Genomic DNA, 25186 nt, shown 5'->3' with positions numbered 1-25186 from the left:
TCGAAAACGACCACCAAAAGACCGCGACGGCGCGCTACTCGTCGTTCTCGAGGGCCAGCGCCGCCAGCAGCGCCTCGAGCTGGAGGCGCTCGTTCGCCCCTTCCGTGATCCGGTAGTCGACTTCGCCGAGTCGCTCGAGCAGCCGAACCGTCGCTTGTTCCGGAATGTCGAACTCCCAGGCGGAGCGGTGGAGCTGGTCGATGACGTCGCCGCCGGCGAGGCCGCGCTCCATCAGGAGGTCCTCGAGGGCGGCGCGGGCGGCCGTGAAGTCGCCGGCGATGGCGTGGTCGACCATGGCCTCGACCTCCTCGGGACGGGCGGTGGAGGTGATCGCGAAGACGGTCTCCTCATCGACCGTCTCGCCCATCACGGCGGCGGCCTGGAGCCCGTTGATCGCCTTTCGCATGTCGCCGTCGGCCGCGTAGACCAGGGCGTCGACGCCGTCGTCGGTCACGGCGATCCCCTCGGTGTCGGCGATCTCGCGGACCTGGGCCTCGATCGCGTCGTCGGTGAGTTCGGTAAAGCGGAAGACGGCGCACCGAGACTGGATCGGGTCGATGATCTGACTCGAGTAGTTACACGAGAGGATGAATCGCGTGTTGTTCGAGAACTGCTCCATCGTCCGGCGCAGCGCCGACTGGGCGTCGGACGTGAGGGCGTCGGCCTCGTCCAAGAAGATGATGCGGTAGTTGTAGCCGCCGAACGAGGAGCGCGCAAAGTCCTTGATCCGGTCGCGGACGACGTCGATGCCCCGCTGATCGGAGGCGTTTAGCTCGAGGAAGTTCTCGCGCCAGTCGTCGCCGTAGATTTCGCGGGCGATGGCCTGTGAGCTGGCAGTTTTCCCGACGCCGGCCGGCCCTGCGAACATGATGTGGGGCAGGTCGTCCTGCTCGACGTAGTTCTTGAGCCGTGGGATGATATTTTCGTGACCTTTGATCTCGTCGAGCCGTTCCGGCCGGTACTTCTCGATCCAGACCTCGGTCTTGCCCGGTGTCGGCTCCGCCGCCTCGGCGTCGGCCTCGCTCATACCGCTCGCAAGGGGCGGCCGGAAGATAAAACGACCGAAGGCTGCGTCGGCCGCGCATCGCTCGCGCTCGCCCTCGAGTCGGCGCGCATCGCTACATCGAGTCCGTTCGAACCCCCTCGAGTCCGACCGATTGCGGCCGAGTTCGAACCGCGAGTTGCGAGTCTCGAGGTTCGAGCCTCGTTCCCGACTCGCTACTCCCGGCGAAGCACCGTCACCGGGCGGTCGGACTCGAGCAGGACGCTCTGGATGACGCTGCCGAACAGCACCTTCCCCGTCGGGGAGCGATCCTGCCCGGCCATGGCGATCGTGTCGGCGTCTACCTCCTCGGCGACGCGGAGGATCTCGGCGACGGGGTCGCCGTGCTCGCGACGGACCGTGACGTCGATGCCGCGGTCCTCGAGCGCGCGGGCGACGTCGGTGACCTCCGAGGGGAGGTCGACCTCGTCGTAGAGGTCCGCCGACCGGACGACGCCCGCTTCGTCCGCCGCCTCGAATTCTTCGAAGACGCTCAAGACGACGACCTCGACCGTCTCCGTGCTGTTCGGGAGCGCGGCGACGTAGTCGGCCGCCTCGAGACTCCGTTCGCTCTTGACCGGCATCAGGATCGTATACATATGTGAGACATTGGCGCGAAGCCGTATATCGATTCGGGCAGCGGCCGGTTGGACGACGACCGCTGCGAGTCGCACGAGTCTGAATCGGCGGGTGCTCGCGACAAAACTTCGACTGTGAACGATCACGGGACCGTGAGTCTATCCATTCCTGACAACAACATAACACGTTTTTCACCGCCGGTGGCGAAGTTACCACTATGAGAAGTAGCAATACTCGTCGAACGGCGTTGCTCGTCGCGCTCGTCGTGCTCGTCGTGCTCGTCGTCGGGGCGCTGCCGGCGACGGTCGCCGCCCAGTCGGTCGCCGACTCCGGAGGAACGGTCGTCGTCGAGGAGGGCGAGACGGTCGACGAACTCGAGGCGTTCGCGGGAACGGTCGTCGTCGAGGGAACCGTAACGGGCGACCTCTCGGCGGTCGCCGGTGACGTCCGAATCGAAGGCGAGGTCGGCGGCGACGCCGAGATCGCCGCCGGGAGCGTGACGATCGAGGGGACCGTCGAGGGCGACCTCGAGGCCGCCGGCGGAAGCGTGACGATCGCCGACGGCGGGGACGTCGGCGGCGACCTACTGGTCGGCGCCGCCAGCGTCGCGATCGACGGCACCGTCGCGGGCGACGCCGGCATCGGCGCCGAGACGATCCAGCTCGGCGACGACGCCGAGATCGCCGGCGATCTGCGCTACGACGGGACGCTCGAGGGGAACACCGACGCGGTTGCGGGCGAAATCACGGAGGACTCGTCGATCGGCGTCGATATCGCGCCGACGGTCCCGTCGGTCGCGTCGGCCCTGTTCGCCCTCTACACGCTCGTGTTGAACCTGTTGCTCGGCGCCGCGTTGCTCTGGTTGTTCCCGCGGTTCTCGGGGCGCGTCGCGAGTCGGGTGGCGACCGATCCCGTCCGGACGGGGCTGGCGGGTCTCGGACTGCTCGTCGGCGTCCCGATCCTCCTGGTCGCGACGGCGATCACGGTGATCGGCATTCCGTTCGCGGTGATCGGCGGCTTCGCGTTCGCGTTCGTCGTCTGGGTGGGGATCGTCTACGGGCGGTTCGCCGTCGCGGCGTGGCTGCTCTCGCTCGTCGACGTCACCAACCGCTGGCTCGCCCTGGTGGTGGGGATGATCGCCGGAGCGGCCCTCACGCAGATCCCCTACCTCGGCGGCCTCCTCAATTTCGTCGTCTTCCTGCTCGGACTCGGGGCTCTCGGGATCGCGCTGTACGCCCACCGAAAGGCCGCCCGCGAGCGCGACCGCGAGGCCCGCGGCGAGGTCGGCGCCGGCGGGCCGGCGAGCTAACGGGAGAGCGACGCGCTCAAGTCCGCGCTCGCCCAACCCCGACCATGCGCGTGACCGTCGACGTCAAGGGCGAGGACACCCACGAGATCGATCTCGAGTCGGTACCGACCGACGGCGACGCCGAGCCGACCTACCAGGATCTGCTGTGCGAGATCGAACTCAGTCCCCACGAAGTGAGCGTGCTCGTCGACGGTCGACCCGTGCCGGAGGACCAGCCCGTCGACAGCGCGGAGTTGACGGTGTTGCGACTGATCAAGGGCGGGTCGCCTAGCGCCGGTGGTTAGCGATCCGAACTCGCCTCGAGCGTGTCGTCGACGAACGTCTCGAGCGCGTCGCCGAGTTCGGTCGCGTCGTAGCGGGTGGCGAGTCGGTGGATCGCAACGTACCCGAGCGCCGTCGCGATCACCGCAAGAATCAGATTGCCGACGACCAGCCGAGTAACGATCGCCGGGCCGGCCTGCAGCGACGCGTCGGCCACGGTGGCGCCCTCGACGGGACCGAGCAGAAAGACGCCGAGTGCGAAACTCGAGGCGTAGACGCCCCACTTGACGACCGGATTGAACACGAGCAGCGACGCGAACAGCGCGATCTTGCTGATCGAATCGAAGACGGACACGAGGACGAGAAAGGCGACCAGGCCGACGCCGAACGTCGGCAACATCGTGATAAACGTCCCCACTGCAAAGCTTCGAGCGGTTTCTCGAGGCGTGTGCTCTTCGTCGAACGCGCGTTGCAGTTCCGCGCGGATCCGTGTCTCGTAGTCACCGATCCGGGAACTGGCCATACCCCGCCGTTCTACGTCCTCGAGTATCAATACGTCGACCGGGTCGATACGCCGACCGGGACGATCGTCGGCGGCATTTCGGCTCGGAGAACACGTCACTGAAAGCCCGACCGTTTTGCGTGCCTCCGTCGTACCTCGAGTCATGTCTGGCGAGACCCGCGCGAGCGAGGTGACGCTCCCGAACGTCGGTCCGGGGCCGGATCCGCTCACGCTCGGTGAACTGATCGACCCGGTCGCGCCGGCCGATCCCACGACCACCGAGGACGCCGAGCCGGCCCACGACGCCGTCCTCCTGTTGCTCCACCGCGACCACCACGCGGGACAGTGTCGCCGTCAGGTTCGAGCCGTCGCCGATCGCTACGACGAGTTCCGCGAGCGGGGCTGTCAGGTCGTCTCCGTCGTGCCGGAACCCCGCGAGCGCGTCGGCGAGTGGCAGGATCGCTACGACCTCCCGTTTCCGCTCTGTGCCGATCCCGACGCGACCGCGGGCGAGGCGTTCGAGCAGCCGGTTCGACTCGGGCCGATCGGGCGCCACTTCGACCTCATCGGACGCATGCCGACGGCGATCGTCCTGGCCGTCGACGAGGACGGCGACCTCTCGGTCGTCGACGCCCATCGCGGCCGATCGAACATGGACCGACCCGAAATCGACGACCTGTTGACCGCGGTCGACCGACACACCTGACGACGACCGATGTCGACGCCGATAGACGGCCACGTCCGGACCGCCACCGCCGCCGACCACCTCGAGGTCCGCCGAATTCTCGACGCCGCCATGCTCGAGCCGGGCGACGTCGAGATCCGGATCGAGGAGGGAAACGTGCTCGTCGCCGGCGACGACCGCGGCGGACGCGGCGGCGCCGACGCCGACGCCGAACGGATCCTCGGCACCATCGTCCTCGAGTCCGGCACGGCGAACGACTACGGAGGCGCCCACGTCGCGGCGATCGGCGTCCGTCGACGCCACCGCGGGCGCGGCATCGGCCGAGCGCTGATCCAGCACGCCCTCGAGCGGGAGGGCCGACTGACGGCCCGGTTCGACGAGGGCGTCCGTCCGTTCTACGAGTCGCTCGAGTTCTCGATCGAGCCGGTCGACGACCGGCGGTACCGGGGCGTCGTCTCCGAGACCGGGGCCGACTGACGGCTCGTCCACCCGGTGGAGCGTCGTTCGCCCTCGAGTCGCCGACGGCGACCGCCCGTGCCGGCGTGTTCCGGCGGAGGTTTAACACGTTTACCGTGGTACGTGGCGTCGCATGCCACTTAGAGGGTTACTCAGCGGCGACCCGTCACGAAACTCGAAGATCTACCTCGCGATCGGCGCCGTCTCGCTCGTCAAGGCGATCGCGCTCCGCAAGGACCAGACCCGGTTCCGTCGCGAACTCGTCGACGCCGGCCTGTTCATCGGCGTCGGGCTCGCGCTGCGCCAGTACAGCCAGCTCAAAGAGGAGAAACGCGCCGAGATCGAGGAGACCGTCCCCGACTGGGCGATCCGCGCGGCGACCTCGCCGCCGGCCCAGCAGGGCGTCCGCAGCTTCGCCAAGCGACAGCTCGGCGGCGAGCCCGAGCCGGAACAGGAGTCGGGACTGCGCGGCAAGGCGAAAAACGTCGTCTCGAGGTGAGCGCCGGCCGACGCCGTTTTGCGAGCGTTTTCTCCGGTCCGCTCAGTCGGACAGCGGCGCGAGCGCCGCCGTGAAGTGACGCAGTTCGGGATTCGCGGGTTCGGAGACGACCTCGAGTCCCGAGACCGACTCCCGCTTCTCGAGGACCGCCGCGGCGGTGTCGGCGACGTGTTCGAAGTGTTCGCCGTGGTAGGTTCGCCGCGGTACGGCCAGCCGGACGAGTTCCGGTCGGTCAGTGTCCGGGAACGCGAAGCTCCCGAGTTCGACGCCGCGGACGCCGCCCTCGCGGTAGAGTTCACAGACCAGCGCCTGGCCCGGGAAGTCGGCGGCGTCGAGGTGGGGCAGCGCGGCCCCAGCGTCGAGGTAGACCGCGTGGCCGCCGGGCGGCGTGTAGACCGGCACGCCGGCGTCTTCGAGCAGGTCGGCGAAGGCCTGAATCTCCTCGAGGCGATCGGTAACGTACCCCTCCTCGACGGCCTCGCGGAGGCCGACGGCCATCGCGGCGACGTCGCGGCCGGACATCCCGCCGTAGGTGGGAAAGCCCTCGTAGAGGATCGCTCGCTGCTTGCACCGCTCGAAGAGGTCCGCGTCGTCGGTCGCGACGAAGCCGCCCGCGTTGGCCAGCCCGTCTTTCTTGCCGCTCATGACGACGGCGTCGGCGTGGCGCAACTGTTCGCGGGCGATTTCGTCGATGGCGTAATCAGCGAACTCGTCCTCGCGGCGGCGGACGAACGCCGCGTTCTCGGCGAACCGACAGGCGTCGATGACGAACGTCGCGTCGATCCGATCGGCAAACTCACGCACCTGCCGCGTGTTCTCGACCGAAACCGGCTGCCCCGCCGCCGAATTGTTCGTGATCGTCTGGATCACCAGCGGGACGCGTTCGGCGCCGACGTCGTCGACGACCTCGCGGGCGCGCTCGAGCGAGAAGTTGCCCTTGAACTCACCGTCGGCCGTCGGGTCGCGCGCCCCGGCGACCGGACAATCGACCGGATCCGCGCCTTGATTCGCGACGTGGGCACGGGTGGTGTCGAAGTGGGTGTTGTTCGGGACGACGTCACCGTCCGAAAGGAGGGCGCCGTACAGGACGTTCTCCGCGCCCCGACCCTGGTGAGTTGGAACGACCCGGGAAAAGCCCATCACCTCCGCGACTGCCGACTCGAGTTCGTCGAAGCTACGCGAGCCGGCGTAGGACTCGTCGCCGCGCATGAGAGCGGCCCACTGGGCGTCACTCATCGCGCCGGTTCCGCTGTCGGTCAGCAGATCGATATAGACGTCCTCGGAGGGGAGTTCGAAGACGTTGTAGCCGGCCTCCTCGAGCGCGCGTTCCCGGCGCTCTCTGGCGGGTAACTCGATCCGTTCGACGACCTTCGACCTGTAGGCGACCATACCGGCATAACGTCACCGCGCGTGATTATCCTAGCTGACGGCTCGTGTCGACTGTCGGTGCCGAACGTTCGCCGGCGACTCGAGGCGTCCGCTGACGGACGGATCGGTGCGTCAGTGGACGGGGTCGGGTGCTCGATCGACTCGCCGGACAGCAGGTCGTCTCAGCGAGGTGCCAGCACTTAGTGCGGCGTCACCGCGCCGAACGCGTCGTCGGAGATCCGCGTCCGCGTCGGTTCGCCGACGAGTTCTAATCCCGCACTCGAGTCGGGTACCGTGAGCGAGGTGTCCGGTCCGCCCGATGGGGGGTTCGTCGGCGCGGCGTTCGTCGGTTCGACGTTCGTCGTCGTAGCGTCCCCGGTCGCGTCGCTCCCAGTCTCGGGTGCAGCGTCGAGTTCGCTCTCGGCCGTGCGCTCGCGTTCGCGCCTTCGTTCGCTTCCGTTCTCGCTCGAGTCGCCGCCGTCGGTCGACTCGTTACGGTCGGCGGATGCTGTCTCGAGTGATCCCAACGACGTCGCGGCTTCGACGGCCGACAGCTCCGCGGCCGACGAGTCGATCGCGTCGCCGTCGCGGGAGAGGGTCGTCGTCGGCGAGCCGACGAAGACGCCCTCGAGCGTCTCGAAGAACGCGTCCGGCGAGTCGGAAAACGGCACGGCATCGGTCGGCTCGTCGGTTACTTCCGAGTTGGTGCTGGCAGTCGCCGTTGCGTCGTCGGCGTCGTCGTCGGTATCGCCAGCGACCGCAGCGTCGGTGTCGTCGACGGCGTCCTCGAGGCCGGCGAACAGTTCGGTAGCCGTCTCGTCGTCGGCGTCGATCCGGTCGTCCGGAATCGCGTCGTGGGCGCCCGCAGTTTCGCCGTCGACGAGGTCGGCCGGCGATTCCACGCCGAACTCGGCCAGTACGGCGTCGGGGTCGGGGTCGACGTCGGCGAACACTTCTCTCCCGGTCGAATCGGTGCTCATACCCCGTCCTTTTCTCCGTTTACCCTTCGTTACGAGCCTGTTACCCGGTTTTCAGCGTCGTCATACTCGGACCGAAAAGAGTCATGTATTTGCGACTATCATAACGGGCAGAACGGCGGGTAAGAATCCGAACGAACGATCGGAAAGCGGCGCCTAGAGCGGACTCAGAAGAGGTCCTGGGTCAGCTCGAGGGTCTTCTCGCGGTCGTCCCAGTCGACGAACAGGGCGACGCTGGTCGCGCTCGTGATGATGTCGTTCAGGTGGATGCGCTCCTCGGCCAGCGGGTTGACGATCTCGCTGACGATGCCCGGCTGGTTGGGGAGTTCGCCGCCGGTGACGCGAACGACGGCAACCGGGGAGTCGACGGTGACACTCGAGAGTTCGTCGCGGGCGATGACCTCGCGGTGGAGGATGTTCTCGGCGCGTTCGGCCTCTTCCTCGTCGATGTAGAACGTGACGGTGTCCATCCCGCTGGCGACGGCGTCGATGTTGACGTCGCTCTCGGAGAGGGCCTCGGAGAGGTGGTTGAAGATCCCCGGCTGGTTGCGAATCGCGCGGCCGGCGACGGTGAGACAGGCCAGCGGTCGCTCGCGCAGGTCGACGAGGTTCTTGAACTCGCCTTCGATGCTGGTCCCGCCCGAGAGCAGGTCGCCGTGCTGGTAGTGGACGACGCGGACGTCCAGCGTGCCGTCCTTGTAGGACAGCGCCGACGGCGCGACGACCTCGGCCCCGCGGAACGAGAGGTTCCGCAGTTCGTCGACCGAAATTTCGCCGACGTTTCGCGCGCCCTCGACGACGTGGGGGTCGCCGGTCATGACGCCTTCGACGTCGGTGACGATGACGACCTCGTCGGCGTCCATGTACTTGCCCAGCATGACGGCCGTCGTGTCGCTGCCGCCGCGACCGAGCGTCGTGACCGAGCCGTCGGGACCCTCCGCGAGGAAGCCGGTGATGACCGGGACGGTTTCGTCCATCTCGTCGGCGACCTCGAGGGCCCGGCTTTTCGTCTCCTCGACGTCGACCTCGCCGTACTCGTCGGTGATGACCGGCCAGTTCTCGCTGCCGGGCTCGAGGAAACAGGCGCCGATCCCGCGCGAGGAGAGGGCGGCTTTGAGCATTCGAACCGACGTTCGCTCGCCCATACTGACGATCTGGGCGCGGTCTTCTTCGGCGGTCTCGAAGGTGATGTCGTCGAGGAGGTCGTCCGTGGTCGACCCCATCGCGCTAGCGACGACAGCGATCTCGTGTCCGTCCTCGACGGCGGCCGCGATCGAGTCGGCCGCGCGGTTGATCCGATCCCCGCTGCCGAGACTCGTCCCGCCGAATTTGGCTACTACGCGCATACTGCCACCTCGTCCGCGACTCGAGTGACGATCGCTTCGCTCATATGCCAGACCGTTACCAGAGCGGGCAGATAACTGTGTCCCATCGGCCGCGTTTTTGTCTATCGTTGCACATCGCTGTCACGTCTCGCGGTCGATCGGCGACGACCTCTTCGGTCGCGGCGGGATTTATGTTCGTGCGTAACATTACCACACGGCAATGAACGTACGTGACGCTCTCGAGGCCGACGCGGACGCGCTGGCGTCGATCGCCGATTCGCCGACCGACGTGATGCGAAATCTCGTCCACGACCGTACCGTCCGCGTGGCCGAAGACGGCAGTCACGACCCGAACGCGGACGTCTCGGGTTCGCAGTACGGCGCCTCCGACCCCGAAGATCTGCTCGGCTTCATCAGCTTCGACGCCCAGGGGGAGACGGTTCACGTCACCCAACTCGACGGCACCGGCGAAGCCTGCAAGCAGTTACTCGCCGAACCGGTCCGGTTCGCCGAGCGCGAATCGATGGCCGTCGAGGTGCTCGCACCCCCCAACACGGAGACCATCGAGGACGCCGCCGAGGAACTCGGCTTCGAACGGCGCGGTCAGGGCCCCCGGTTCGACGGCTCGCCGACGGTTCGGTTTCGACTCGAGCCCTGACCCGCTTGCGCTTCGGACAGCGGTAGCGTCTCCGCTCCGGACGCGTGTCGATCAGCGGCGCGATCGTCGCGAACGGGAAGTCATCCGCCTCGAGCCGGCTGTCTCCGACCGATTCCGGGTTACGGAGGCGAATCGTCTCGTCCGCATCGAGTACGGCCGGTGACAAAAGATATTACGGTCCCTGATATGGGTTACTCACGCAGACAAACCGTGAACATGTACCGTGCGATCGACGGTACCGAGAGCCGATCCACCACTGGTCGCCGTACTCGAGAGCATGTCAGATGAATACATCACTTCCGAAGCGCAACTTCCGGACGCCGAGGGGACGGAAACGGACCTCCAGGTGCGCGACGCCGAGACGAAAGAGATCTTCCACTCGCGGGCGCGCATCGCGAGGGATCCGGCACGACTCGAGCGACCGAAACCGCTCTCAGTCGTCAAGGGCCCCCACGAGACCACGAGCGAGCAGTGGTACATCGAGTTCGTCGGCGAGACGAAGACGATCGAGGAACAACTCGAGCGACTGCTCGACGAGCAGGGAGATCGGTCGAACGTCATCAACACGAGGTCGAAGGACCTGAACGTCTTGCTCCGGTATCTCGCCGAGGCCGGGGAGTACGAATCGGCGGCGCAGGCGGCCCGGGAGCTCCTGTTCGAGGGACTCGCCGAGGAACACCCGTCGCTGCTCGAAACGTACGCGGCGGTCGAGAGCGAGTACGAGTCCGACCCGCTCCGGGAGGTCCTCGAGGATCGATAGATGTCGGTCGACTCGTTCCGGGCGTTTCTCGACGTCCTCGAAAACAACGACGCGGTCACGCGGATCACCGACGACGTGTCGTGGGACCTCGAGGCGAGCGCCGTCACGATGCAGGCCAACGAGACGGACGGCCGGGTTCCGATCTTCGAATCCGTCCGAACCCGGGAGTCGGCGGTCGACGCTCGTCTCGTCGGAGATCCCTATCGCGGGCCACAGCAGCGACCCTGGGAGTGGTTCGGTCGTGCGTTCGGTTTTCCGATCGACTCCGGCCCGGTCTACTACGAAGGGGTCATCGAGCGACTGCGCGATCCGATCGAGCCTCGGACCGTTCCCGCCAACGAGGCACCCTGCAAGGACGTCGTCCGAACGGGCGCCGACGCGAGTCTGCTCGAGTTCCCCTGGCCGTACATTCATCGGGGAGACGGTGGTCGGTACGCGACGCTCGCGACGCTCGTCGCACCGGACCCGAACAGCGAGTGGGGAAGCTGGTCGCGCCACCGGGCGATGATCCACGACTCGTCGCAAGCGAGTCTGCTCCTCCTGGCGGGCGAACAGGTTCCAAACCGCTACTACTTCGAGTACGAGCCCGCCGACAAACCGATGCCCGTCGCCCTGACGATCGGTGCCGGACCGGCGATCGAGTCCACCGCGGAGATGTGGATTCCGGTCGGACGGAGCGAGGTCTCTTTCGCCGGCGGACTCCGGACGTCGCCGGCCGAACTCGTCGAGTGCGAGACGAACGATCTCCGCGTCCCTGCGTCGGCCGAGGTCGTGATCGAGGGACGAGTGCTACCGAACGAGCGGCTCGACGAGGGTCCGTTCGGCGATTATTTCGGGTACATGAACGGCCCCCGTCGATCGATGCCGGTGCTCGAGGTCGACGCGATCACCCACCGTAGCGAGCCGTACGTTCCCTTCTGTGTCGAGGGGACGGGCGTCGGATACGGGGAAAACTCCACGAGCACCTTCGCGACCGCTGCCGGCGGACCGGACGCCACGCTCGGGTTGCGAATCGCCGGCTTCGACGTCGAACTGGCGGCGCCGTGGCCCTACACCTCTCGGACAGTCTGGGTCATCGCGACCGATCGGTCCTATCCCGGCGTCCTCCACGAACTCGCGAACTTCATCTTCACTACCTGGGGAATGCTCCACATCGATTTCTTCGTCTTCGTCGACAGCGACGTCAATCCACTCTCCCCTCGGGCGGTGATCGAAGCGATCGCGCTCCACGCCGATCCCGCCACAGACTTTCACCAGTTCGGCGTCGAGCGAATGCCGAAAGTCCCGCTCAATATTTATCAGACACCAGACGAGAAGGGGAGCGTAGACGTCGGGACCTCGCGAACGAAGACGTCGAAGGCGTACATCGATGCCTGCTCCGACGACAGTCGGCCACCACAGTCGATCGGTGACCGCGACGCGCGACGGCGGGCCCGCGAACTGCTCACTCAGGCGGGCGTTCCCGAACAGGCGTTCGAACCACCTCATACGATCGAATCGGGACGATGACAGCGTTTCGAAGCCACCTCGAGTTCCTCCGGAAAACCGACGATCTCCGCTCGCTCGAGCGTCCCGAGACGCCGTCGCCGCAGGTGATCGCCGGCGAGGGACTCCGCGCCGACTGTTCGGCGGTACGGTTTTCGACCGACGACTCGCGTATCGAACTCGTCAACGGGGCTTACGGCGGCGTCGACCAGTCGAGTCGGGGAGACCGCTATCCCTGGAGCCGCCTCGGGCTCGGACTGGGCATCGATCGAGACCCCGACTACGTCGACGTCCTCGAGCGGATCGCTCGACTCGGCGACCGCATCGAGACGCGCGACGTTACGTACGTCGAGCGAGCGGCAACCGCCACCGATCGAACCGTTCGCGAACTCGGGTTCCCGACACCGCCGGACGAGACCTGGCCTCGCGTCACGCTCGGGCTCATCTCGGTCGGCGCCAACGACGGCTCGTACTGGGCACCAATCCACGGAACGGTCATCGACGACAACACGGTTCGAGCTCGCGTTCCCGAAGCGATAACCGACCGGTTCGACCGAGGCGACGTCGTGAGCGTCGCGCTCGGGGTTCCGTCCGAAGCGCTCGCAGCGGCGTATTTCCTGACGATCACCGACCGCCTCTCGACGCCGATCGAGGATCGCGACGTCGGCTCGACGGTCCCGGTGATCCCGACCGGCGGTGGCGTCGTCCCCAGCTCGGCAGAGATCGTCTTCGAGGCCGAAATCTCGGACCCCCAGCCCGATACGCGTGCTGAGAAGCGGGAATTCTGGGAGCGACTCGTCGACGCAACGACCCTGACACTCGACGTAAATAGCGTGTTCGTCCGCGACGACGCGGTCGTCCCGTTCACGCCGCTCGACGTCCCGCTGACCGACGACCTGCAACTCGTCGGACTGGCGCTGGCGGCAACCCTCTACGACCGAGCGAACAGCTACTGGGGCGTCGCTCCGGTCGAGTGGCTCCTGTTGCCGGCGGCGGGACGGCTCGGACTCTGCGTGGTCTCGACGGAGATGCTGTACGCTGGCTTCGAGTGGCAGCTCTCGAACTTCCTGTTTTCCTTCTCGGACTGTTACGATACGGTCGTCGTCGTCGACGACGAAGCCAGTCCCCGTGACCTCGGACAGGTCTTCGCCGACGTCTGGGTCAAAGCGCATCCGTCTCGAGACTGGCTGTTCAGCGAAGCCGACGCGCCGGTCGCTCGCTTACCGACGTACGGTCGGGGCGAGACCGGGGCCCGCCTCTACGTGAACGCGACGTGGGATCCGCGGTGGGACGAAGAATACATCGCGCCACGCGTCTCGCTTACCGAGTCGTACCCCCCAAACCTCCGAGCGGCGATCCGCGGCTCGTGGGCCGAATTCGGGTTCGACACCGATCCGGACTCGCCCTGAGACGGTTTGCTGGAGTCAATTACCGCCGATTGCCGGTCCCGTTCTGACGATTACCGCCGATTGCCGGTCCCGTTCTGACGATTACCGCCGATTGCCGGTCCCGTTCTGACGATTACCGCCGATTGCCGGTCCCGTTCTGACGATCGACAGTACATCGTTACAGCCATTCGTATGAGTCCTGCCAGCGGCCGGTCGATCCGTTTCTCCGTTCCACCGGTGACGTGCTGTACGCTCCAAGAGCGCTTCGGAAACGAACTCCAACGCGCTCGCGAGCATCGACCGCTCCGAGACGGGACGGACGTTCGTGTGAGAAGCGACGAACCGCTCCGAGCGACCGGGTATCGGCAGGTCGTACGAATTCGTGATACTCCCTTCATCGGCCCACTGGCGTTTTCGAAACCGTTTACGCAAGCCTGCGTCGGGGTTTCAGTAATAATAGACGTTTATTTAAATTCATATTTCTAATGTAAGGGTGGAAACTATCCGATGCAGTTATTGCGGAGAACGGAACCAGCGGCTGTGTATGCCATCCAGCCACAATCTGCCGGAGTACGAGAACGTACACGAGGAATTCACGTGGGACGAGCTCTACGAGGCCGCCGACTGGAACGCACCGGACGAACTGAACATCGCACACGAGGTCTGTGACCGCCACGCCGAGAACAAGGAGAAAGTCGCACTCTATCAGGTCGGCGAGGACGGCGAGCTGACGACGATGACGTTCTGGGAGCTCGCCGAGGCAACGAACCGATTCGCGAACGTTCTCGAGTCGCTCGGGATCGAACAGGGAGACCGCGTCTTCTCGTACATGCCGCGAATCCCCGAGCACTACGTCGCGCTCGTGGGAACGCTCAAGCGCGGCGCCGTCTTCGGCGGCGTCAACGAGCGGTTCGGTCCCGACGGAATCTCCTACCGGCTGGCCGACTGCGACGCGAAAGCGATCGTGACGACTCCCGAGAACCGCGATACCGTCGCGGACGCGCTGGAGGATGCGCCGACGGTCGAACACGTCATCGTTGTCAGCGACGACGGAACGGGCATTCGTACTGGAGACGTCAGCTACCGCGGCGAGATGGAGACCGCGAGCCGCGAGTACGAGCCGGCGGCGACGAGCGGCGAAGACGACGCCCTGCTCTACTACACCAGCGGGACGACCGGGCTGGCGAAGGGCGTCCGTCACAAGCACCGGTGGGTCACGGGCGTCGCCGCCACGCAAAAGTACGCCGTCGACCTGCAGGAGGGCGACTGTTACTGGTCGACCGGTGACCTGGGCTGGCTGACCGGGCCGATCAACACGCTCGGCGCCTGGTTCTGGGGCACCGCGCTGTTCACCTACGAGGGCGAGTTCGACCCCGAGACGTGGGCCGACCTCCTCGATACCTACCCCGTCACCGTGCTGTTCTCGGTTCCCACCGCTTACCGCATGCTTCGCGAACACCAGGAGGTCCTCGAGGACGTCTCGCTGGACCTGCGCCACGCCCTGTCGATCGGCGAACCGCTCTCGGCGGGCGTCGTCGAATGGGGCGAGGAGACGCTCGGTGTGACGATCCACGACACCTACGGTCAGACCGAGACGGGCAACATGATCGTCAATAACTACCCGACGATGGAGATCCGGCCGGGATCGATGGGCAAGCCGCTGCCCGGAATCGAGGCCGATATCGTCGATCCCGAAACGGGCGAGGTGCTCGAGCCCGGCGAGACGGGCGAAATCGCCCAGCGCGGGGACTATCCGTGTTTCTTCGCGGAGTACTGGGAAAAGCCCGAGAAGACCGCCGACTGTTTCGTCGACGGTCCCGACGGCGAGTGGTACCTCTCGGGGGACCTCGCCCACAAAGACGAAGACGGCTACATCTGGTTCGAGGGGCGGGCCGACGACGTCATCCTCTCTTCGGGCTACCGAATCGGCCCCTTCGAAGTCGAGAGTTCGCTCGGGGAACACGAGGCCGTCGCCGAGGCCGCCGTCGTGCCAAAGCCCCACCGCGAACGGGGGAATATCGTGAAGGCCTACATCGTGCCCAGCGAGGACACGACGACGTCCGAAGACCTCAAAGAGGAGATCAAGGCCCACGTGCGAGACGAACTATCGGCTCACGAGTATCCCCGCGCGATCGAGTTCCGCGAGGAACTGCCGAAGACGGTCACCGGGAAGATTCGTCGCACGGAGCTGCAAGACGAGGTCGAAGAGGAAGCCGAAGCGGCCTGAGCAGTCTGGCACCGGGGCGGGTCCGGCCCACTCTCCGAACCGCGAGGGCAACGGCCGGACGCGTCCCGTTCCGGGACGGTCCGAATCGACCGCGACTGACGCGACAAGACGGTACGAAACAGCGATAATGAACTTCGAAGACACGCAAGAACGCGAACTGATCCGCCAGACGGCGACCGAGATTGCCGACCGGTTCGGTCCCGAACACTGGCGCGAAAAAGAAGAGAACGGCGAGTTCTCGAACGGGTTCTGGGATGAACTCGCCGAGGCGGGCTTTCACGGCCTGCTGATCCCCGAAGAGTACGACGGCGCCGGCATGGGAATGCAGGAGATGGGGCTGGCGATGGAGACCCTCTGTGCCGAGGGGTGTGGCATGGCCGGCACCTGGTATCTGGTCCTGACCGCCGGAATGGCCGCGGTGGGGCTCCGCGAACACGGGACGGCCGAGCAGAAAGAGCGCTACCTGACCGATATCGCCACCGGAACCCGTAACTTCTCGATCGGGATCACCGAACCCGAGGCGGGAACGAACACGTTGAACGTCGCCACCCGCGCCGAGCGAGACGGCGACGAGTACGTCCTGAACGGACAGAAGGCCTGGATCACCTTCGCCGACCGCGCAGATAACATGATCCTCGTGACGCGGACGACGCCCCGCGAGGAGGTCGACCGCGGTACCGACGGTATCAGCCTCTTCGTCGTCGATATGGACGATCCGAACGTCGACGTCGCACCGATCCCCAAACACGCGATGAACTACTCGAACTCCTGTGAGGTCTTCCTCGAGGACGTCCGCGTCCCCGAGGAGGACCTGCTCGGCGAGGTCGACGACGGCTGGTGGGTGCTCGTGGACATGCTCAACCCCGAACGGATCGGCTTCGCGGCCGCCGGTACGGGGATCGGCAAACTCGCGGCCGACGCGGCCATCGAGTACGCGAACGAGCGCGAGGTTTTCGGCTCGCCGATCGGCACCCACCAGGCCGTCTCGTTCCCGATCACCGAGGCGTACGCGAAAATGGAGACGGCCACGCTCATGCGCGAGAAGGCCGCGTGGCTCTACGATCGCGGCGACGACTGCGGCTACGAGACGAACGTGGCCAAGGCGACGGCCGTCGAGGCTGGCATCGAGGCGGTCAGACACGCCATGCAGGCCTTCGGCGGCTGGGGCTACGCGACGGAGTACGACGTCGAACGCTGGTGGCGCGAGATCAACCTCACCCGACTCGCACCGGTCTCCCAGCAGATGGCGTACAACCACATCGGTCAGCAACTCGGCTTCCCCAAGTCCTACTGACAATGTTCGAAACACTACTAGTGGCTAATCGCGGCGAAATCGCCGTTCGCGTGATGCAGGCCTGTGAGGAACTCGGGATCGAGACCGTCGCCGTCTACAGCGACGCCGACCGATCGGCCGGTCACGTCGCCTACGCCGACGAGGCGTACAACATCGGACCCGCGCCGGCGAACGAGTCGTACCTCGACGGCGACGCGATCCTCGAGGTCGCCGACCGCGCGGGGGCGGACGCGATCCACCCCGGCTACGGCTTCCTCGCGGAGAACGCCGCGTTCGCCGAACGGGTCGAAGCGGCCGAGGGGATCACCTGGGTCGGTCCCTCGAGCGACGCCATGACGGCCCTCGGCGAGAAGACGAACGCGCGTCGGATCATGCAGCGCGCCGACGTCCCGGTCGTTCCCGGGACGACGGAACCCGTCGAAACGGCCGCCGAGGTTCGGGACCTCGGTGCGGAGTTCGGCTATCCGATCGCCATCAAGGCTGAGGGCGGCGGCGGCGGCCGCGGGATGAAGATCGTCCGCAGCGACGACGAGGTCGACGACGCCCTGACGAGCGCCAAACGAGAGGGCGAGGCCTACTTCGGCAACGACTCCGTCTACGTCGAGAAGTTCCTCGAGGATCCGAAGCACGTCGAGGTACAGATCCTCGCCGACGAACACGGAACGGCCCTCCACCTCGGGGAACGCGACTGCTCGCTCCAGCGACGCCACCAGAAAGTCATCGAGGAGGCGCCGAGCCCGGCGCTCGACGCGGGGCTCCGCGATTCGATCGGCGACGCGGCCCGCCGCGGCGTCCGCGAAGCCGGCTACACGAACGCCGGTACCGTGGAGTTCCTCGTGGAGGACAGTCAGTTCTACTTCATGGAGGTCAACACCCGGATCCAGGTCGAACACACCGTCACCGAGGAGGTGACGGGGATCGACATCGTTCGCGAGCAGATCCGCATCGCGGCCGGCGCGGAACTACCGTTCGCACAGGCCGACGTCGAGATCGACGGCCACGCGATGGAGTTCCGGATCAACGCCGAGAACCCCGCCGCCGGGTTCGCACCGACGCCCGGAACGCTCACCGCGTACGATCCGCCGGGCGGTCTCGGCGTTCGGATCGACGACGCGATCGCACGGGGCGACGAGATCGCCGGCGACTACGACTCGATGATCGCGAAACTGATCGTTCGCGCGCCGACGCGGGAACGCTGCCTCGAGCGCTCCCGGCGGGCGCTCTCGCAGTTCGACGTCGGCGTCGAGACGACGGTGCCGTTCCACCGACTGATGCTCGCGGACGAGACGTTCCGCGCCGGCGGCCACACGACGTCCTACCTCGATCAGTCGGTCGAGGACGACGACCTCGAGGCCGCCGTCGCCCGTTGGAGTACGGCGGTCGACGACGAGTGCGGGACGACCGATACCACGACGAACGACCTCATCGTCGAGGTCGACGGCCGGCGGTTCGACGTCGCCGTCACGGGCGGCCTCTCGGGTGTGGCGATCGAGGCCAACGGCGCCGACGGCGACACCGATGCAGGGAACGCCGAGCAGCCGTCCTCGAGCACCGAAAGCAGCGGCGCCGTCGGCGCCGAGCAGGTCGCCGCGAGCGATGCGATCACAGCCGAGATGCAAGGAACCGTGCTCTCGGTCGACGTCGCGCCCGGCGACGACATCGCGCCCGGCGACGTGGTCTGCGTCCTCGAGGCGATGAAGATGGAGAACGAGGTGGTGGCGGCGGCGGCCGGGACCATCGCGGACGTCGCCGTGTCGAACGGAGACACAGTTGACATGGGCGACCCACTCGTGATACTGGAGTAAGAATGGAAGTGAAAATCACCGACGCGACGACGGATCAGGAAGCACAGGCGATTGCAAAGGCCCTCGCGTCTCATCTCGGCGACGACGTAGAGCTGTACGCCGAGACCGACGGCGAACTGCTCGCGACCGCGTCACCGGCGTCGGCCGGTACCCCGTCCGGGAAGGACGCATCCGCGACCGGGGACGGCGGCACCTCGAGCGCTCCGCCGGCCGACGACCTCGGCCCGACCGACCGCGAGCACAAGCTTCGCGACGAGATCGAGGATATCCTCGAGGGCGGCCCCGAGAAGTACCGCGAGCGACTCGCCGACCAGGGGAAGCTGTTCGTCCGCGACCGACTGGACCTCTGGTTCGGCGACGACGGCCTGCAGTTCGAGGACGGCCGGTTCGCCAACTTCGACGAGTGGCACCCCGACGGACAGGCCGGCGAGGCTGACTCCGGAAACCGCATCCCGGCGGACGGGCTCATCACCGGCGCCGCCGAGTTCGAAGGCCGAGACGTCCACTTCATGGCCAACGACTTCACCGTCAAGGCGGGCTCGATGGCCGAGAAGGGCGTCGAGAAGTTCCTCCGGATGCAACAACGCGCCCTGAAGACGGGGAAACCCGTGCTCTACCTGATGGACTCCTCGGGTGGCCGAATCGACCAGCAGACGGGCTTTTTCGCCAACCGCGAGGGCATCGGAAAGTACTACTACAACCACTCGATGCTCTCCGGGCGCGTCCCGCAGATCTGCGTGCTCTACGGCCCCTGCATCGCCGGCGCCGCCTACACGCCCGTCTTCGCCGACTTCACCGTCATGGTCCGGGACGTCTCCGCGATGGCCATCGCCTCCCCGCGGATGGTCGAGATGGTCACCGGCGAAGAGATCGATCTCGACGACCTGGGTGGCCCGGACGTTCACGCCCGCCACTCCGGCAGCGCGGATCTGATCGCCGAGGACGAAGAACACGCGCGCGAACTCGTCGCGAAACTCATCGGCTACCTGCCCGACAACGCCGACGAGAAGCCCCCGCAGACGGAGGGTCGGGCGCCGGAGCGCTCGCCCGCCGAGGTCGATTCCATCGTCCCCCAGGAGCCGAACAAGGGCTACGACATGTTCGACGTCATCGAGCGCGTCGTCGACGCCGATTCCGTACTCGAGCTCCGCCCGGAATACGGACCCGAGATCATCACGGCCTTCGCCCGCATCGACGGCCGGCCGGTCGGCATCGTCGCGAACCAGCCGAAACAGCGCGCCGGCGCGATCTTCCCCGACGCCGCCGAGAAGGCCGCCCAGTTCATCTGGACCTGCGACGCCTACGAGATTCCGCTGCTCTACCTGTGTGACACCCCCGGCTTCATGGCCGGCTCGCAGGTCGAAAAGGAGGGGATCTTAGAGCAGGGCAAGCGGATGATCTACGCGACTTCCTCGGCGACCGTCCCGAAACAGTCGGTCGTCGTCCGGAAGGCCTACGGCGCCGGCATCTACGCGATGTCGGGGCCGGCCTACGACCCCGAGAGCGTGCTCGGATTGCCCAGCGGCGAGATCGCAATCATGGGTCCCGAAGCCGCGATCAACGCCGTCTACGCGAACAAGCTGGCCGCGATCGACGACCCCGAGGAGCGCGCCCAGAAGGAGGCCGAACTGCGCGCGGAGTACCGCGAGGACATCGACGTCCACCGGATGGCCAGCGAGGTCGTCATCGACGAGATCGTGCCGCCAAGCGAGCTTCGGGACGAACTCGAGGCCAGGTTCGCGTTCTACGAGGGCCTCGAGAAAGATCTTCCGAGCAAGAAACACGGAACGATCCTGTGAGACGGACGCTCGAGGTATCGCCTGTGAAACGAGATCCCGATTCCACGACACACGACCCATGACAGGACTGTACTACGAGGAGTTCGAGGTCGGACAGACCATCGAACACGAACGACGGCGCACGATCAGCGAGAGCGACAACCAGCGCTTTTGCGATATGACGATGAATCAGCAGCCCTTGCATCTCGACGCCGACTTCGCCGACGACACCGACTTCGGCCGGCGGCTGGTCAACGGGCTCTACACGATGAGCCTCGCCGTCGGGATCACCATCCCGGAAACGACCGACGGGACCATCGTCGCGAACCTCTCCTACGACGACGTCGAGCATCCCGAGCCGGTGTTCCACGGCGATACGATCCGCGTCCAGTCGACGGTGACGGACAAACGCGAGACCAGCGACGACGAGCGCGGCATCGTCACCATGCACGTCGAGGTCTTCAAAGTAAACGAGCCCGAGGAGCCGTTGGTCTGTGAGTTCGACCGGACCGTACTCTCACTGCGAGGTGATCACCGGAACGCGTAATCGGGGCGACTCGTCGACGGTAGTCGCGGAGGGGTTCGAGCGAGCGAACCCCGCGGTGGCAGTGCGCTGGAAGTGAATTACGATGTAGAAACCGGTCCGAGGGACCGACTCCTCGACCGATAGCATGGCAGATAAACTCAAACAAATACACGAAAGATGACGAAAGACAACTCACGAATCTCCCGACGGCACTTCCTGAAGGGGTCCGCCGCGGTAACGGCACTCGGATCACTGGCGGGTTGTGCTCTCCTCCAGGAGGACTTCGGCACGGACGAAATCGACGGCATCCCGGACGAACCGTTCCGTATCGTCCAGATGATCTTCGAATCCGGCCCGCCGGCGTTCTACGGCGAAGAAGCGATGAACGCGAGCGATATGCTGGTCGATCGAATCAACGACGAGGGCGGACTGATCGGCGAGCGCGAGATCGAGATCGTCGACCGACTCGACGAGGACGCGGGACCGGACTCGCTGATCAGTGACGTACAGGCAATGGCACAGGAAGGCGAGGTAGACATGCTCATGGGGATCGTCTCGAGTGCCCACTCGCTCGCGGTGGCGCCGGCAGCGAACGACCAGCAGTTCCCGTTTCTGGTAACGATGCCCGGAACCTACCAGCTGTTCGAGGAGAATCCGGACATGGAGTACGTCGTCCGAACGGCGGGGTCGAACGCCGCCGGTGCGGTCGGCGCCGTTCGGATGGTCGAACAGATGGACGACGTCGAGACGGTGATCACGATCGATCCCGACTACGCCTGGGGACACGATCACCAGGAGATGTTCGAAGCCGGCCTCGAGGCCGTCGGCGCGGACGTCGAGATCGTCGAATCGCGGTATCCGGAACTGGGTGAGACCGACTACAGCGCCCACGTCTCCGCGATCGCCGACGCGGAACCGGACCTCCTGTTCTCGAGCCTGTGGGGCGGCGATATCGCGACGTTCGTCTCCCAGGGCGTCGACGGCGGGATGTTCGAGGCGGTCGACCAGTCCCTGTTGATCGGCGACACCGGTGCGCCCCTGCTCAGCTCTCTGGGCGGGTCTATGCCAGAGAATGTCTGGCTTGGTGGTCGGGGCGGCTACCAGCCGAACTACCGCTACGACGAGGACGAGGCCCACAGGGAGTTCGTCGATGAGTACTACGAGCGATACGATCAGTTGCCGGGGTGGGGAGCCTACCACGAATGGATGGGCTTCCAGGCGCTCCAGGAGGGCGTCGAACGCGCGGTATCGATCATCGGTGACTGGCCGACCGGCGAGCAGCTCACGGCGGCGATGAACAACATCGCGTTCGAATCGCCCCACGGACAGCATACGATGTACGGGCCACAGGCGGCCGCACCGGCCGTCTTCGGACGCCCGACCGACGACCACGACCTTCCCGTCGACCATCCGCTCCTCGGAGAGTTCGAGTTCATCGAGGCGGCAGAGGTCAATCCACCGGAGGACGATCCGACGATGGACTGGGTCGACGAACTCGAGCCGGTGACGGGGTGAGAACGAATGCCGATCGAATCACTCCTGGTAAACACGTTCAACGGGCTCTACTTTGCGGCCCTGTTGTTCTTCGCGTCGGTGGGACTGACGCTCGTGTTCGGTATCCTCAACCTGCTGAACATGGCACACGCCGCGTTCTACGGTCTCGGAGCCTACGTGGCCGTCTGGACGCTGAACAACGCGGGCGACGTCACGACGTCGACGGTCGTCCTCCTGGCGATGCTCGTCCTCGTGATCCCGCTCGTCGTGTTCGTCCTGTCGGCAGTACTCGATAAGACGGTCTTCGCCCCGCTGTACGAGATCGAGCACGTCTACCAGCTGTTGGCGACGTTCGGCGTGATCCTGATGCTCGACGACGTGATCAAGTTCATCTGGGGTGCGTCCCCGATTACGGTCGACGGAGCCACCGATCCGTCCCGGCAACTGGGGGCGATCGACCTGATGGGCGTCTCGGTGTCCGCCTACCGGTCGTTCGTCATCCTGATCGCCGTCGCATGTGCGGTCGGGCTCTACCTCATGTTCGTCAAGACGAAACTCGGGAAGATCTCCCAGGCGATGTCGGAGGACTACGAGATGGTTCAGATGCTCGGTATCAACGTCAACCGCGTTCGCGTCCTGATATTCAGCATCTCGGTCGCCATCGCCGCCCTCGGCGGTGCACTGTTCGTTCCCTTCGCGACGGCGACGCCGGCGGTGACACTCGAGTATGTCCTGCTCTCGTTCGCCGTGATCGTCATCGGTGGACTCGGGAGCCTCAAGGGCGTCGTGGTCGCTGCGCTCGTCATCGGCATGGTCCGGAGCTTCGGGATCGCGTACTTCCCGGCACTGGAGCTGGCGATCGTCTTCGGGTTAATGGCGCTCGTCATCATCTTCAAACCCGAGGGACTGTTCGGCGACGAGGGGGTGGTAGAATGAGCACTCGCTTGCCGACGTTCGGCGACATGAAAGCCCAGGAGCTGAAGGGGCTTCTCCTGGATAAGCGCCTGCTCGGAGGGGGCGTTCTGTTCGCTGCCCTCGCGCTGTACCCCGGGCTGACGATGAACGCGTACCACACCCGGCTGCTGGCGTGGATCATGTGTTTCGCTATCGCTGCGCTCGGGTTCAACATCGTCCTCGGCTACACTGGACTGCTGTCGTTCGGCCACGCCGCGTTCTTCGGAACCGGGATGTACACCGTGGTGATCGCGATGGAGAGCGCCGGAATCACCGACCTCATCGTTTTGCTCGTGCTGGCGATGCTGGCGGCCGGCGTCGTTGGCGCGGTCATCGGCGCGCTCTCGGTCAAGACCCACGAGATCTACTTTGCGCTGTTGACGCTGGCGCTGGCACAGCTCCTCTACGTCCTCGCGGCTCGAGACGTCGGCGGACTCACCCGCGGAACGGACGGTATCGGGCTCAGTCGTCCCGATTTCCTGGGTATCCCGATCAGCGAGGCGCCGGCCCATATCTACCTGATGGGCTTTTACTACCACGTGATTCTCGTGTGTCTGTTCGCGACGATCGCGGTGCTCTGGCTCGTCCTCCGCTCGCCGTTCGGGCTCACGCTGAAGATGATCCGTGAGAACGAGACGCGAGCCGAGATGAGCGGCGTCCCGATACTTCGGTATCGGTTGTATTCGATGGTCCTCTCGGCGATGATCGTCGGACTCGCCGGTGCCCTCTACGCTGTCGTGGTCGGACACGTCACGCCGGAGTACCTCGACTGGACGATGTCCGGCGAGATCGTCTTCATGGCACTGCTCGGTGGTATCGGTACCTTCCTCGGCCCCATCATCGGCGCCAGCGGCTTCATCATCCTCCAGGAGGTAGCACTCGGCGTTACGACCTACTGGCACTTCACCATGGGTCTCGTGTTGTTCGTGGTGGTGCTGACGCTCCGTGAGAAGGGCATCTGGGGCGGTGCAAAGGCGCTTGTCGACGATCTCAACGAACGGAGGGACGACTCATGAGCACGCGAGAAACGGACTCCACGTCCACGACGCAGAACGCATCGACGGAACCGATCCTCAGAACCGAAAACGTCCGCAAGGAGTTCGGTAACCTCGTCGCCGTCGACGGTGTGAGCCTCGAGTTCTACGACGACGAGATCGTCGGTATCATCGGCCCGAACGGCGCCGGAAAGACGACGTACACGAACCTCATTTCGGGTGCGCTCTCACTGACTGACGGGACGATCGTCTTCGACGGCGACGACATCTCCGATCTGCGCAAGTACAAGCGCGTTCGACGGGGCCTCGTCCGCTCGTTCCAGATCCCACAGATCTACGACGAGCTCACCGTGTTCGAAAACGTCCAGTCGAGCGTTCTCTCCCGAAAGCAAGAGAACAATCGGCTGTTCTCGCTCACCCATCGCGACACCGCCTCCATCGAGGAGACCGAGCGACTGCTCGAGATGTTCAACCTCGAGTCACACGCGGACGAACACACCGAACACCTGCCACACGGGGTACGCAAGATCCTCGACGTGGCGATGTCGTTCGCGCTCCGGCCGAAACTCATGGTGCTCGACGAACCGACGAGCGGCGTCGGCTCTCGAGAGAAAAACGCGGTGATGGAGACCATCACCGACGCGGCGGTCGAGCGGAACATCGGCCTCATCTTCATCGAACACGACATGGAACTCATCCGCTCGTACTCCGATCGAATCGTCGCCCTCCACGAGGGGCGCGTGCTCGACGACGACGATCCGGCGGCCGTGATGAACTCCGAAGCGGTCAACCAGTTCATCCTCGAGGGGGGTGTCTGAC

At 65.7% G+C, this 25186-nt stretch carries 24 protein-coding genes; 18 read left to right on the top strand and 6 right to left on the bottom strand.

Annotated features, from left to right (window positions below; genetic code table 11):
* Window positions 1-34 precede the first annotated feature (34 nt).
* Window positions 35-1027 carry a replication factor C small subunit gene (locus C493_RS11680; protein WP_007259646.1) on the bottom strand — a complete coding sequence of 331 codons (993 nt, stop codon included), beginning with the start codon at window positions 1025-1027 and terminating at the stop codon, window positions 35-37.
* A gap of 191 nt (window positions 1028-1218) precedes the next feature.
* Window positions 1219-1641 carry a universal stress protein gene (locus C493_RS11675; protein ID WP_007259645.1) on the bottom strand — a complete coding sequence of 141 codons (423 nt, stop codon included), beginning with the start codon at window positions 1639-1641 and terminating at the stop codon, window positions 1219-1221.
* Window positions 1642-1838: 197 nt separating this feature from the next.
* Here C493_RS11675 and C493_RS11670 point away from each other — a divergent pair, with 197 nt between their 5' ends.
* Both C493_RS11670 and samp2 read left to right on the top strand, forming a co-directional pair.
* Window positions 1839-2930, top strand: coding sequence for a bactofilin family protein (locus tag C493_RS11670; RefSeq protein WP_049889324.1), 1092 nt, complete (start codon window positions 1839-1841; stop codon window positions 2928-2930).
* A 44-nt stretch (window positions 2931-2974) separates the two neighbouring features.
* On the top strand, window positions 2975-3214 hold the full coding sequence (gene samp2, locus C493_RS11665) for a ubiquitin-like small modifier protein SAMP2 (protein ID WP_007259643.1): 240 nt from the start codon (window positions 2975-2977) through the stop codon (window positions 3212-3214).
* Here samp2 and C493_RS11660 read toward each other — a convergent pair.
* Window positions 3211-3714 (bottom strand): DUF2062 domain-containing protein, encoded by a 504-nt coding sequence (locus tag C493_RS11660; protein ID WP_049889323.1) that lies wholly within the window; start codon window positions 3712-3714, stop codon window positions 3211-3213. The genes samp2 and C493_RS11660 overlap by 4 nt on opposite strands.
* A 142-nt stretch (window positions 3715-3856) precedes the next feature.
* Between C493_RS11660 and C493_RS11655 the strand changes: the two genes are divergently transcribed.
* From C493_RS11655 to C493_RS11645, 3 genes are all read left to right on the top strand, one after another.
* Complete coding sequence (locus C493_RS11655) at window positions 3857-4399, top strand: peroxiredoxin family protein (protein ID WP_007259641.1); 543 nt, start codon at window positions 3857-3859, stop codon at window positions 4397-4399.
* 9 nt (window positions 4400-4408) lie between these two features.
* Window positions 4409-4855, top strand: a complete 447-nt coding sequence (locus tag C493_RS11650; protein WP_007259640.1) for a GNAT family N-acetyltransferase — start codon at window positions 4409-4411, stop codon at window positions 4853-4855.
* A gap of 112 nt (window positions 4856-4967) precedes the next feature.
* A complete protein-coding gene (locus tag C493_RS11645; protein ID WP_007259639.1) occupies window positions 4968-5333 on the top strand; it encodes a hypothetical protein in 366 nt (121 codons plus the stop codon).
* 42 nt (window positions 5334-5375) lie between these two features.
* Here C493_RS11645 and C493_RS11640 read toward each other — a convergent pair whose 3' ends face one another.
* The 3 genes from C493_RS11640 to C493_RS11630 all read right to left on the bottom strand — a co-directional run bounded on the left by C493_RS11640 (window position 5376) and on the right by C493_RS11630 (window position 9024).
* On the bottom strand, window positions 5376-6722 hold the full coding sequence (locus C493_RS11640) for a tryptophanase (RefSeq protein ID WP_007259638.1): 1347 nt from the start codon (window positions 6720-6722) through the stop codon (window positions 5376-5378).
* Between the two features lie 179 nt (window positions 6723-6901).
* Window positions 6902-7681 carry a hypothetical protein gene (locus tag C493_RS11635; protein WP_049889322.1) on the bottom strand — a complete coding sequence of 260 codons (780 nt, stop codon included), beginning with the start codon at window positions 7679-7681 and terminating at the stop codon, window positions 6902-6904.
* Between the two features lie 164 nt (window positions 7682-7845).
* Entirely contained in the window at window positions 7846-9024 is a 1179-nt protein-coding gene (locus C493_RS11630; protein ID WP_007259636.1) for an aspartate kinase, read from the bottom strand.
* 199 nt (window positions 9025-9223) lie between these two features.
* On the opposite strand from C493_RS11630, the gene C493_RS11625 reads away from it, so the two are divergent.
* From C493_RS11625 to C493_RS11565, 13 genes are all read left to right on the top strand, one after another.
* A complete protein-coding gene (locus C493_RS11625) occupies window positions 9224-9661 on the top strand; it encodes a hypothetical protein (RefSeq protein ID WP_007259635.1) in 438 nt (145 codons plus the stop codon).
* 277 nt (window positions 9662-9938) lie between these two features.
* A complete protein-coding gene (locus tag C493_RS11620; protein ID WP_007259634.1) occupies window positions 9939-10421 on the top strand; it encodes a hypothetical protein in 483 nt (160 codons plus the stop codon).
* Window positions 10422-11930, top strand: a complete 1509-nt coding sequence (locus C493_RS11615; RefSeq protein WP_007259633.1) for a UbiD family decarboxylase — start codon at window positions 10422-10424, stop codon at window positions 11928-11930.
* Complete coding sequence (locus C493_RS11610; RefSeq protein ID WP_007259632.1) at window positions 11927-13315, top strand: UbiD family decarboxylase; 1389 nt, start codon at window positions 11927-11929, stop codon at window positions 13313-13315. The genes C493_RS11615 and C493_RS11610 overlap by 4 nt, the downstream gene beginning before the upstream one ends.
* Window positions 13316-13838: 523 nt before the next feature.
* A complete protein-coding gene (locus C493_RS11605) occupies window positions 13839-15521 on the top strand; it encodes an acyl-CoA synthetase (protein ID WP_007259631.1) in 1683 nt (560 codons plus the stop codon).
* 127 nt (window positions 15522-15648) lie between these two features.
* Window positions 15649-16815, top strand: a complete 1167-nt coding sequence (locus C493_RS11600; RefSeq protein WP_007259630.1) for an acyl-CoA dehydrogenase family protein — start codon at window positions 15649-15651, stop codon at window positions 16813-16815.
* A 2-nt stretch (window positions 16816-16817) separates the two neighbouring features.
* Window positions 16818-18620 (top strand): acetyl/propionyl/methylcrotonyl-CoA carboxylase subunit alpha, encoded by a 1803-nt coding sequence (locus tag C493_RS11595; RefSeq protein ID WP_007259629.1) that lies wholly within the window; start codon window positions 16818-16820, stop codon window positions 18618-18620.
* 2 nt (window positions 18621-18622) lie between these two features.
* A complete protein-coding gene (locus C493_RS11590) occupies window positions 18623-20419 on the top strand; it encodes an acyl-CoA carboxylase subunit beta (protein ID WP_007259628.1) in 1797 nt (598 codons plus the stop codon).
* Window positions 20420-20477: 58 nt separating this feature from the next.
* Window positions 20478-20945 (top strand): MaoC family dehydratase, encoded by a 468-nt coding sequence (locus tag C493_RS11585; protein ID WP_007259627.1) that lies wholly within the window; start codon window positions 20478-20480, stop codon window positions 20943-20945.
* A 156-nt stretch (window positions 20946-21101) separates the two neighbouring features.
* A complete protein-coding gene (locus tag C493_RS11580; protein ID WP_007259626.1) occupies window positions 21102-22439 on the top strand; it encodes an ABC transporter substrate-binding protein in 1338 nt (445 codons plus the stop codon).
* 6 nt (window positions 22440-22445) lie between these two features.
* The gene (locus C493_RS11575) at window positions 22446-23354 is read left to right on the top strand and encodes a branched-chain amino acid ABC transporter permease (protein WP_007259625.1); all 909 of its coding nucleotides are present in this window, start codon (window positions 22446-22448) and stop codon (window positions 23352-23354) included.
* Window positions 23351-24388 carry a branched-chain amino acid ABC transporter permease gene (locus C493_RS11570; protein ID WP_007259624.1) on the top strand — a complete coding sequence of 346 codons (1038 nt, stop codon included), beginning with the start codon at window positions 23351-23353 and terminating at the stop codon, window positions 24386-24388. Before C493_RS11575 ends, C493_RS11570 begins: the two co-directional genes overlap by 4 nt.
* Window positions 24385-25185, top strand: a complete 801-nt coding sequence (locus C493_RS11565; protein WP_007259623.1) for an ABC transporter ATP-binding protein — start codon at window positions 24385-24387, stop codon at window positions 25183-25185. The genes C493_RS11570 and C493_RS11565 overlap by 4 nt, the downstream gene beginning before the upstream one ends.
* Window position 25186: the final 1 nt, after the last annotated feature.

The organism is Natronolimnohabitans innermongolicus JCM 12255 (assembly GCF_000337215.1).
Classification (GTDB): domain Archaea; phylum Halobacteriota; class Halobacteria; order Halobacteriales; family Natrialbaceae; genus Natronolimnohabitans; species Natronolimnohabitans innermongolicus.
This window is presented reverse-complemented; position numbering and strand designations above follow the sequence as displayed.

Excerpts from the sequence above, each read along its gene's own strand:
- C493_RS11565 (WP_007259623.1), top strand. The coding sequence starts at position 24,385 with ATGAGCACGCGAGAAACGGACTCCACGTCCACGACGCAGAACGCATCG.
- C493_RS11570 (WP_007259624.1), top strand. The coding sequence starts at position 23,351 with ATGAGCACTCGCTTGCCGACGTTCGGCGACATGAAAGCCCAGGAGCTG.
- C493_RS11590 (WP_007259628.1), top strand. The coding sequence starts at position 18,623 with ATGGAAGTGAAAATCACCGACGCGACGACGGATCAGGAAGCACAGGCG.
- C493_RS11575 (WP_007259625.1), top strand. The coding sequence starts at position 22,446 with ATGCCGATCGAATCACTCCTGGTAAACACGTTCAACGGGCTCTACTTT.
- C493_RS11640 (WP_007259638.1), bottom strand. The coding sequence starts at position 6,722 with ATGGTCGCCTACAGGTCGAAGGTCGTCGAACGGATCGAGTTACCCGCC.
- C493_RS11645 (WP_007259639.1), top strand. The coding sequence starts at position 4,968 with ATGCCACTTAGAGGGTTACTCAGCGGCGACCCGTCACGAAACTCGAAG.
- C493_RS11650 (WP_007259640.1), top strand. The coding sequence starts at position 4,409 with ATGTCGACGCCGATAGACGGCCACGTCCGGACCGCCACCGCCGCCGAC.
- C493_RS11625 (WP_007259635.1), top strand. The coding sequence starts at position 9,224 with ATGAACGTACGTGACGCTCTCGAGGCCGACGCGGACGCGCTGGCGTCG.
- C493_RS11615 (WP_007259633.1), top strand. The coding sequence starts at position 10,422 with ATGTCGGTCGACTCGTTCCGGGCGTTTCTCGACGTCCTCGAAAACAAC.
- C493_RS11600 (WP_007259630.1), top strand. The coding sequence starts at position 15,649 with ATGAACTTCGAAGACACGCAAGAACGCGAACTGATCCGCCAGACGGCG.
- C493_RS11635 (WP_049889322.1), bottom strand. The coding sequence starts at position 7,681 with ATGAGCACCGATTCGACCGGGAGAGAAGTGTTCGCCGACGTCGACCCC.
- samp2 (WP_007259643.1), top strand. The coding sequence starts at position 2,975 with ATGCGCGTGACCGTCGACGTCAAGGGCGAGGACACCCACGAGATCGAT.
- C493_RS11660 (WP_049889323.1), bottom strand. The coding sequence starts at position 3,714 with ATGGCCAGTTCCCGGATCGGTGACTACGAGACACGGATCCGCGCGGAA.
- C493_RS11585 (WP_007259627.1), top strand. The coding sequence starts at position 20,478 with ATGACAGGACTGTACTACGAGGAGTTCGAGGTCGGACAGACCATCGAA.
- C493_RS11595 (WP_007259629.1), top strand. The coding sequence starts at position 16,818 with ATGTTCGAAACACTACTAGTGGCTAATCGCGGCGAAATCGCCGTTCGC.
- C493_RS11655 (WP_007259641.1), top strand. The coding sequence starts at position 3,857 with ATGTCTGGCGAGACCCGCGCGAGCGAGGTGACGCTCCCGAACGTCGGT.
- C493_RS11610 (WP_007259632.1), top strand. The coding sequence starts at position 11,927 with ATGACAGCGTTTCGAAGCCACCTCGAGTTCCTCCGGAAAACCGACGAT.
- C493_RS11605 (WP_007259631.1), top strand. The coding sequence starts at position 13,839 with ATGCCATCCAGCCACAATCTGCCGGAGTACGAGAACGTACACGAGGAA.
- C493_RS11670 (WP_049889324.1), top strand. The coding sequence starts at position 1,839 with ATGAGAAGTAGCAATACTCGTCGAACGGCGTTGCTCGTCGCGCTCGTC.
- C493_RS11675 (WP_007259645.1), bottom strand. The coding sequence starts at position 1,641 with ATGTATACGATCCTGATGCCGGTCAAGAGCGAACGGAGTCTCGAGGCG.
- C493_RS11680 (WP_007259646.1), bottom strand. The coding sequence starts at position 1,027 with ATGAGCGAGGCCGACGCCGAGGCGGCGGAGCCGACACCGGGCAAGACC.
- C493_RS11620 (WP_007259634.1), top strand. The coding sequence starts at position 9,939 with ATGTCAGATGAATACATCACTTCCGAAGCGCAACTTCCGGACGCCGAG.
- C493_RS11580 (WP_007259626.1), top strand. The coding sequence starts at position 21,102 with ATGACGAAAGACAACTCACGAATCTCCCGACGGCACTTCCTGAAGGGG.
- C493_RS11630 (WP_007259636.1), bottom strand. The coding sequence starts at position 9,024 with ATGCGCGTAGTAGCCAAATTCGGCGGGACGAGTCTCGGCAGCGGGGAT.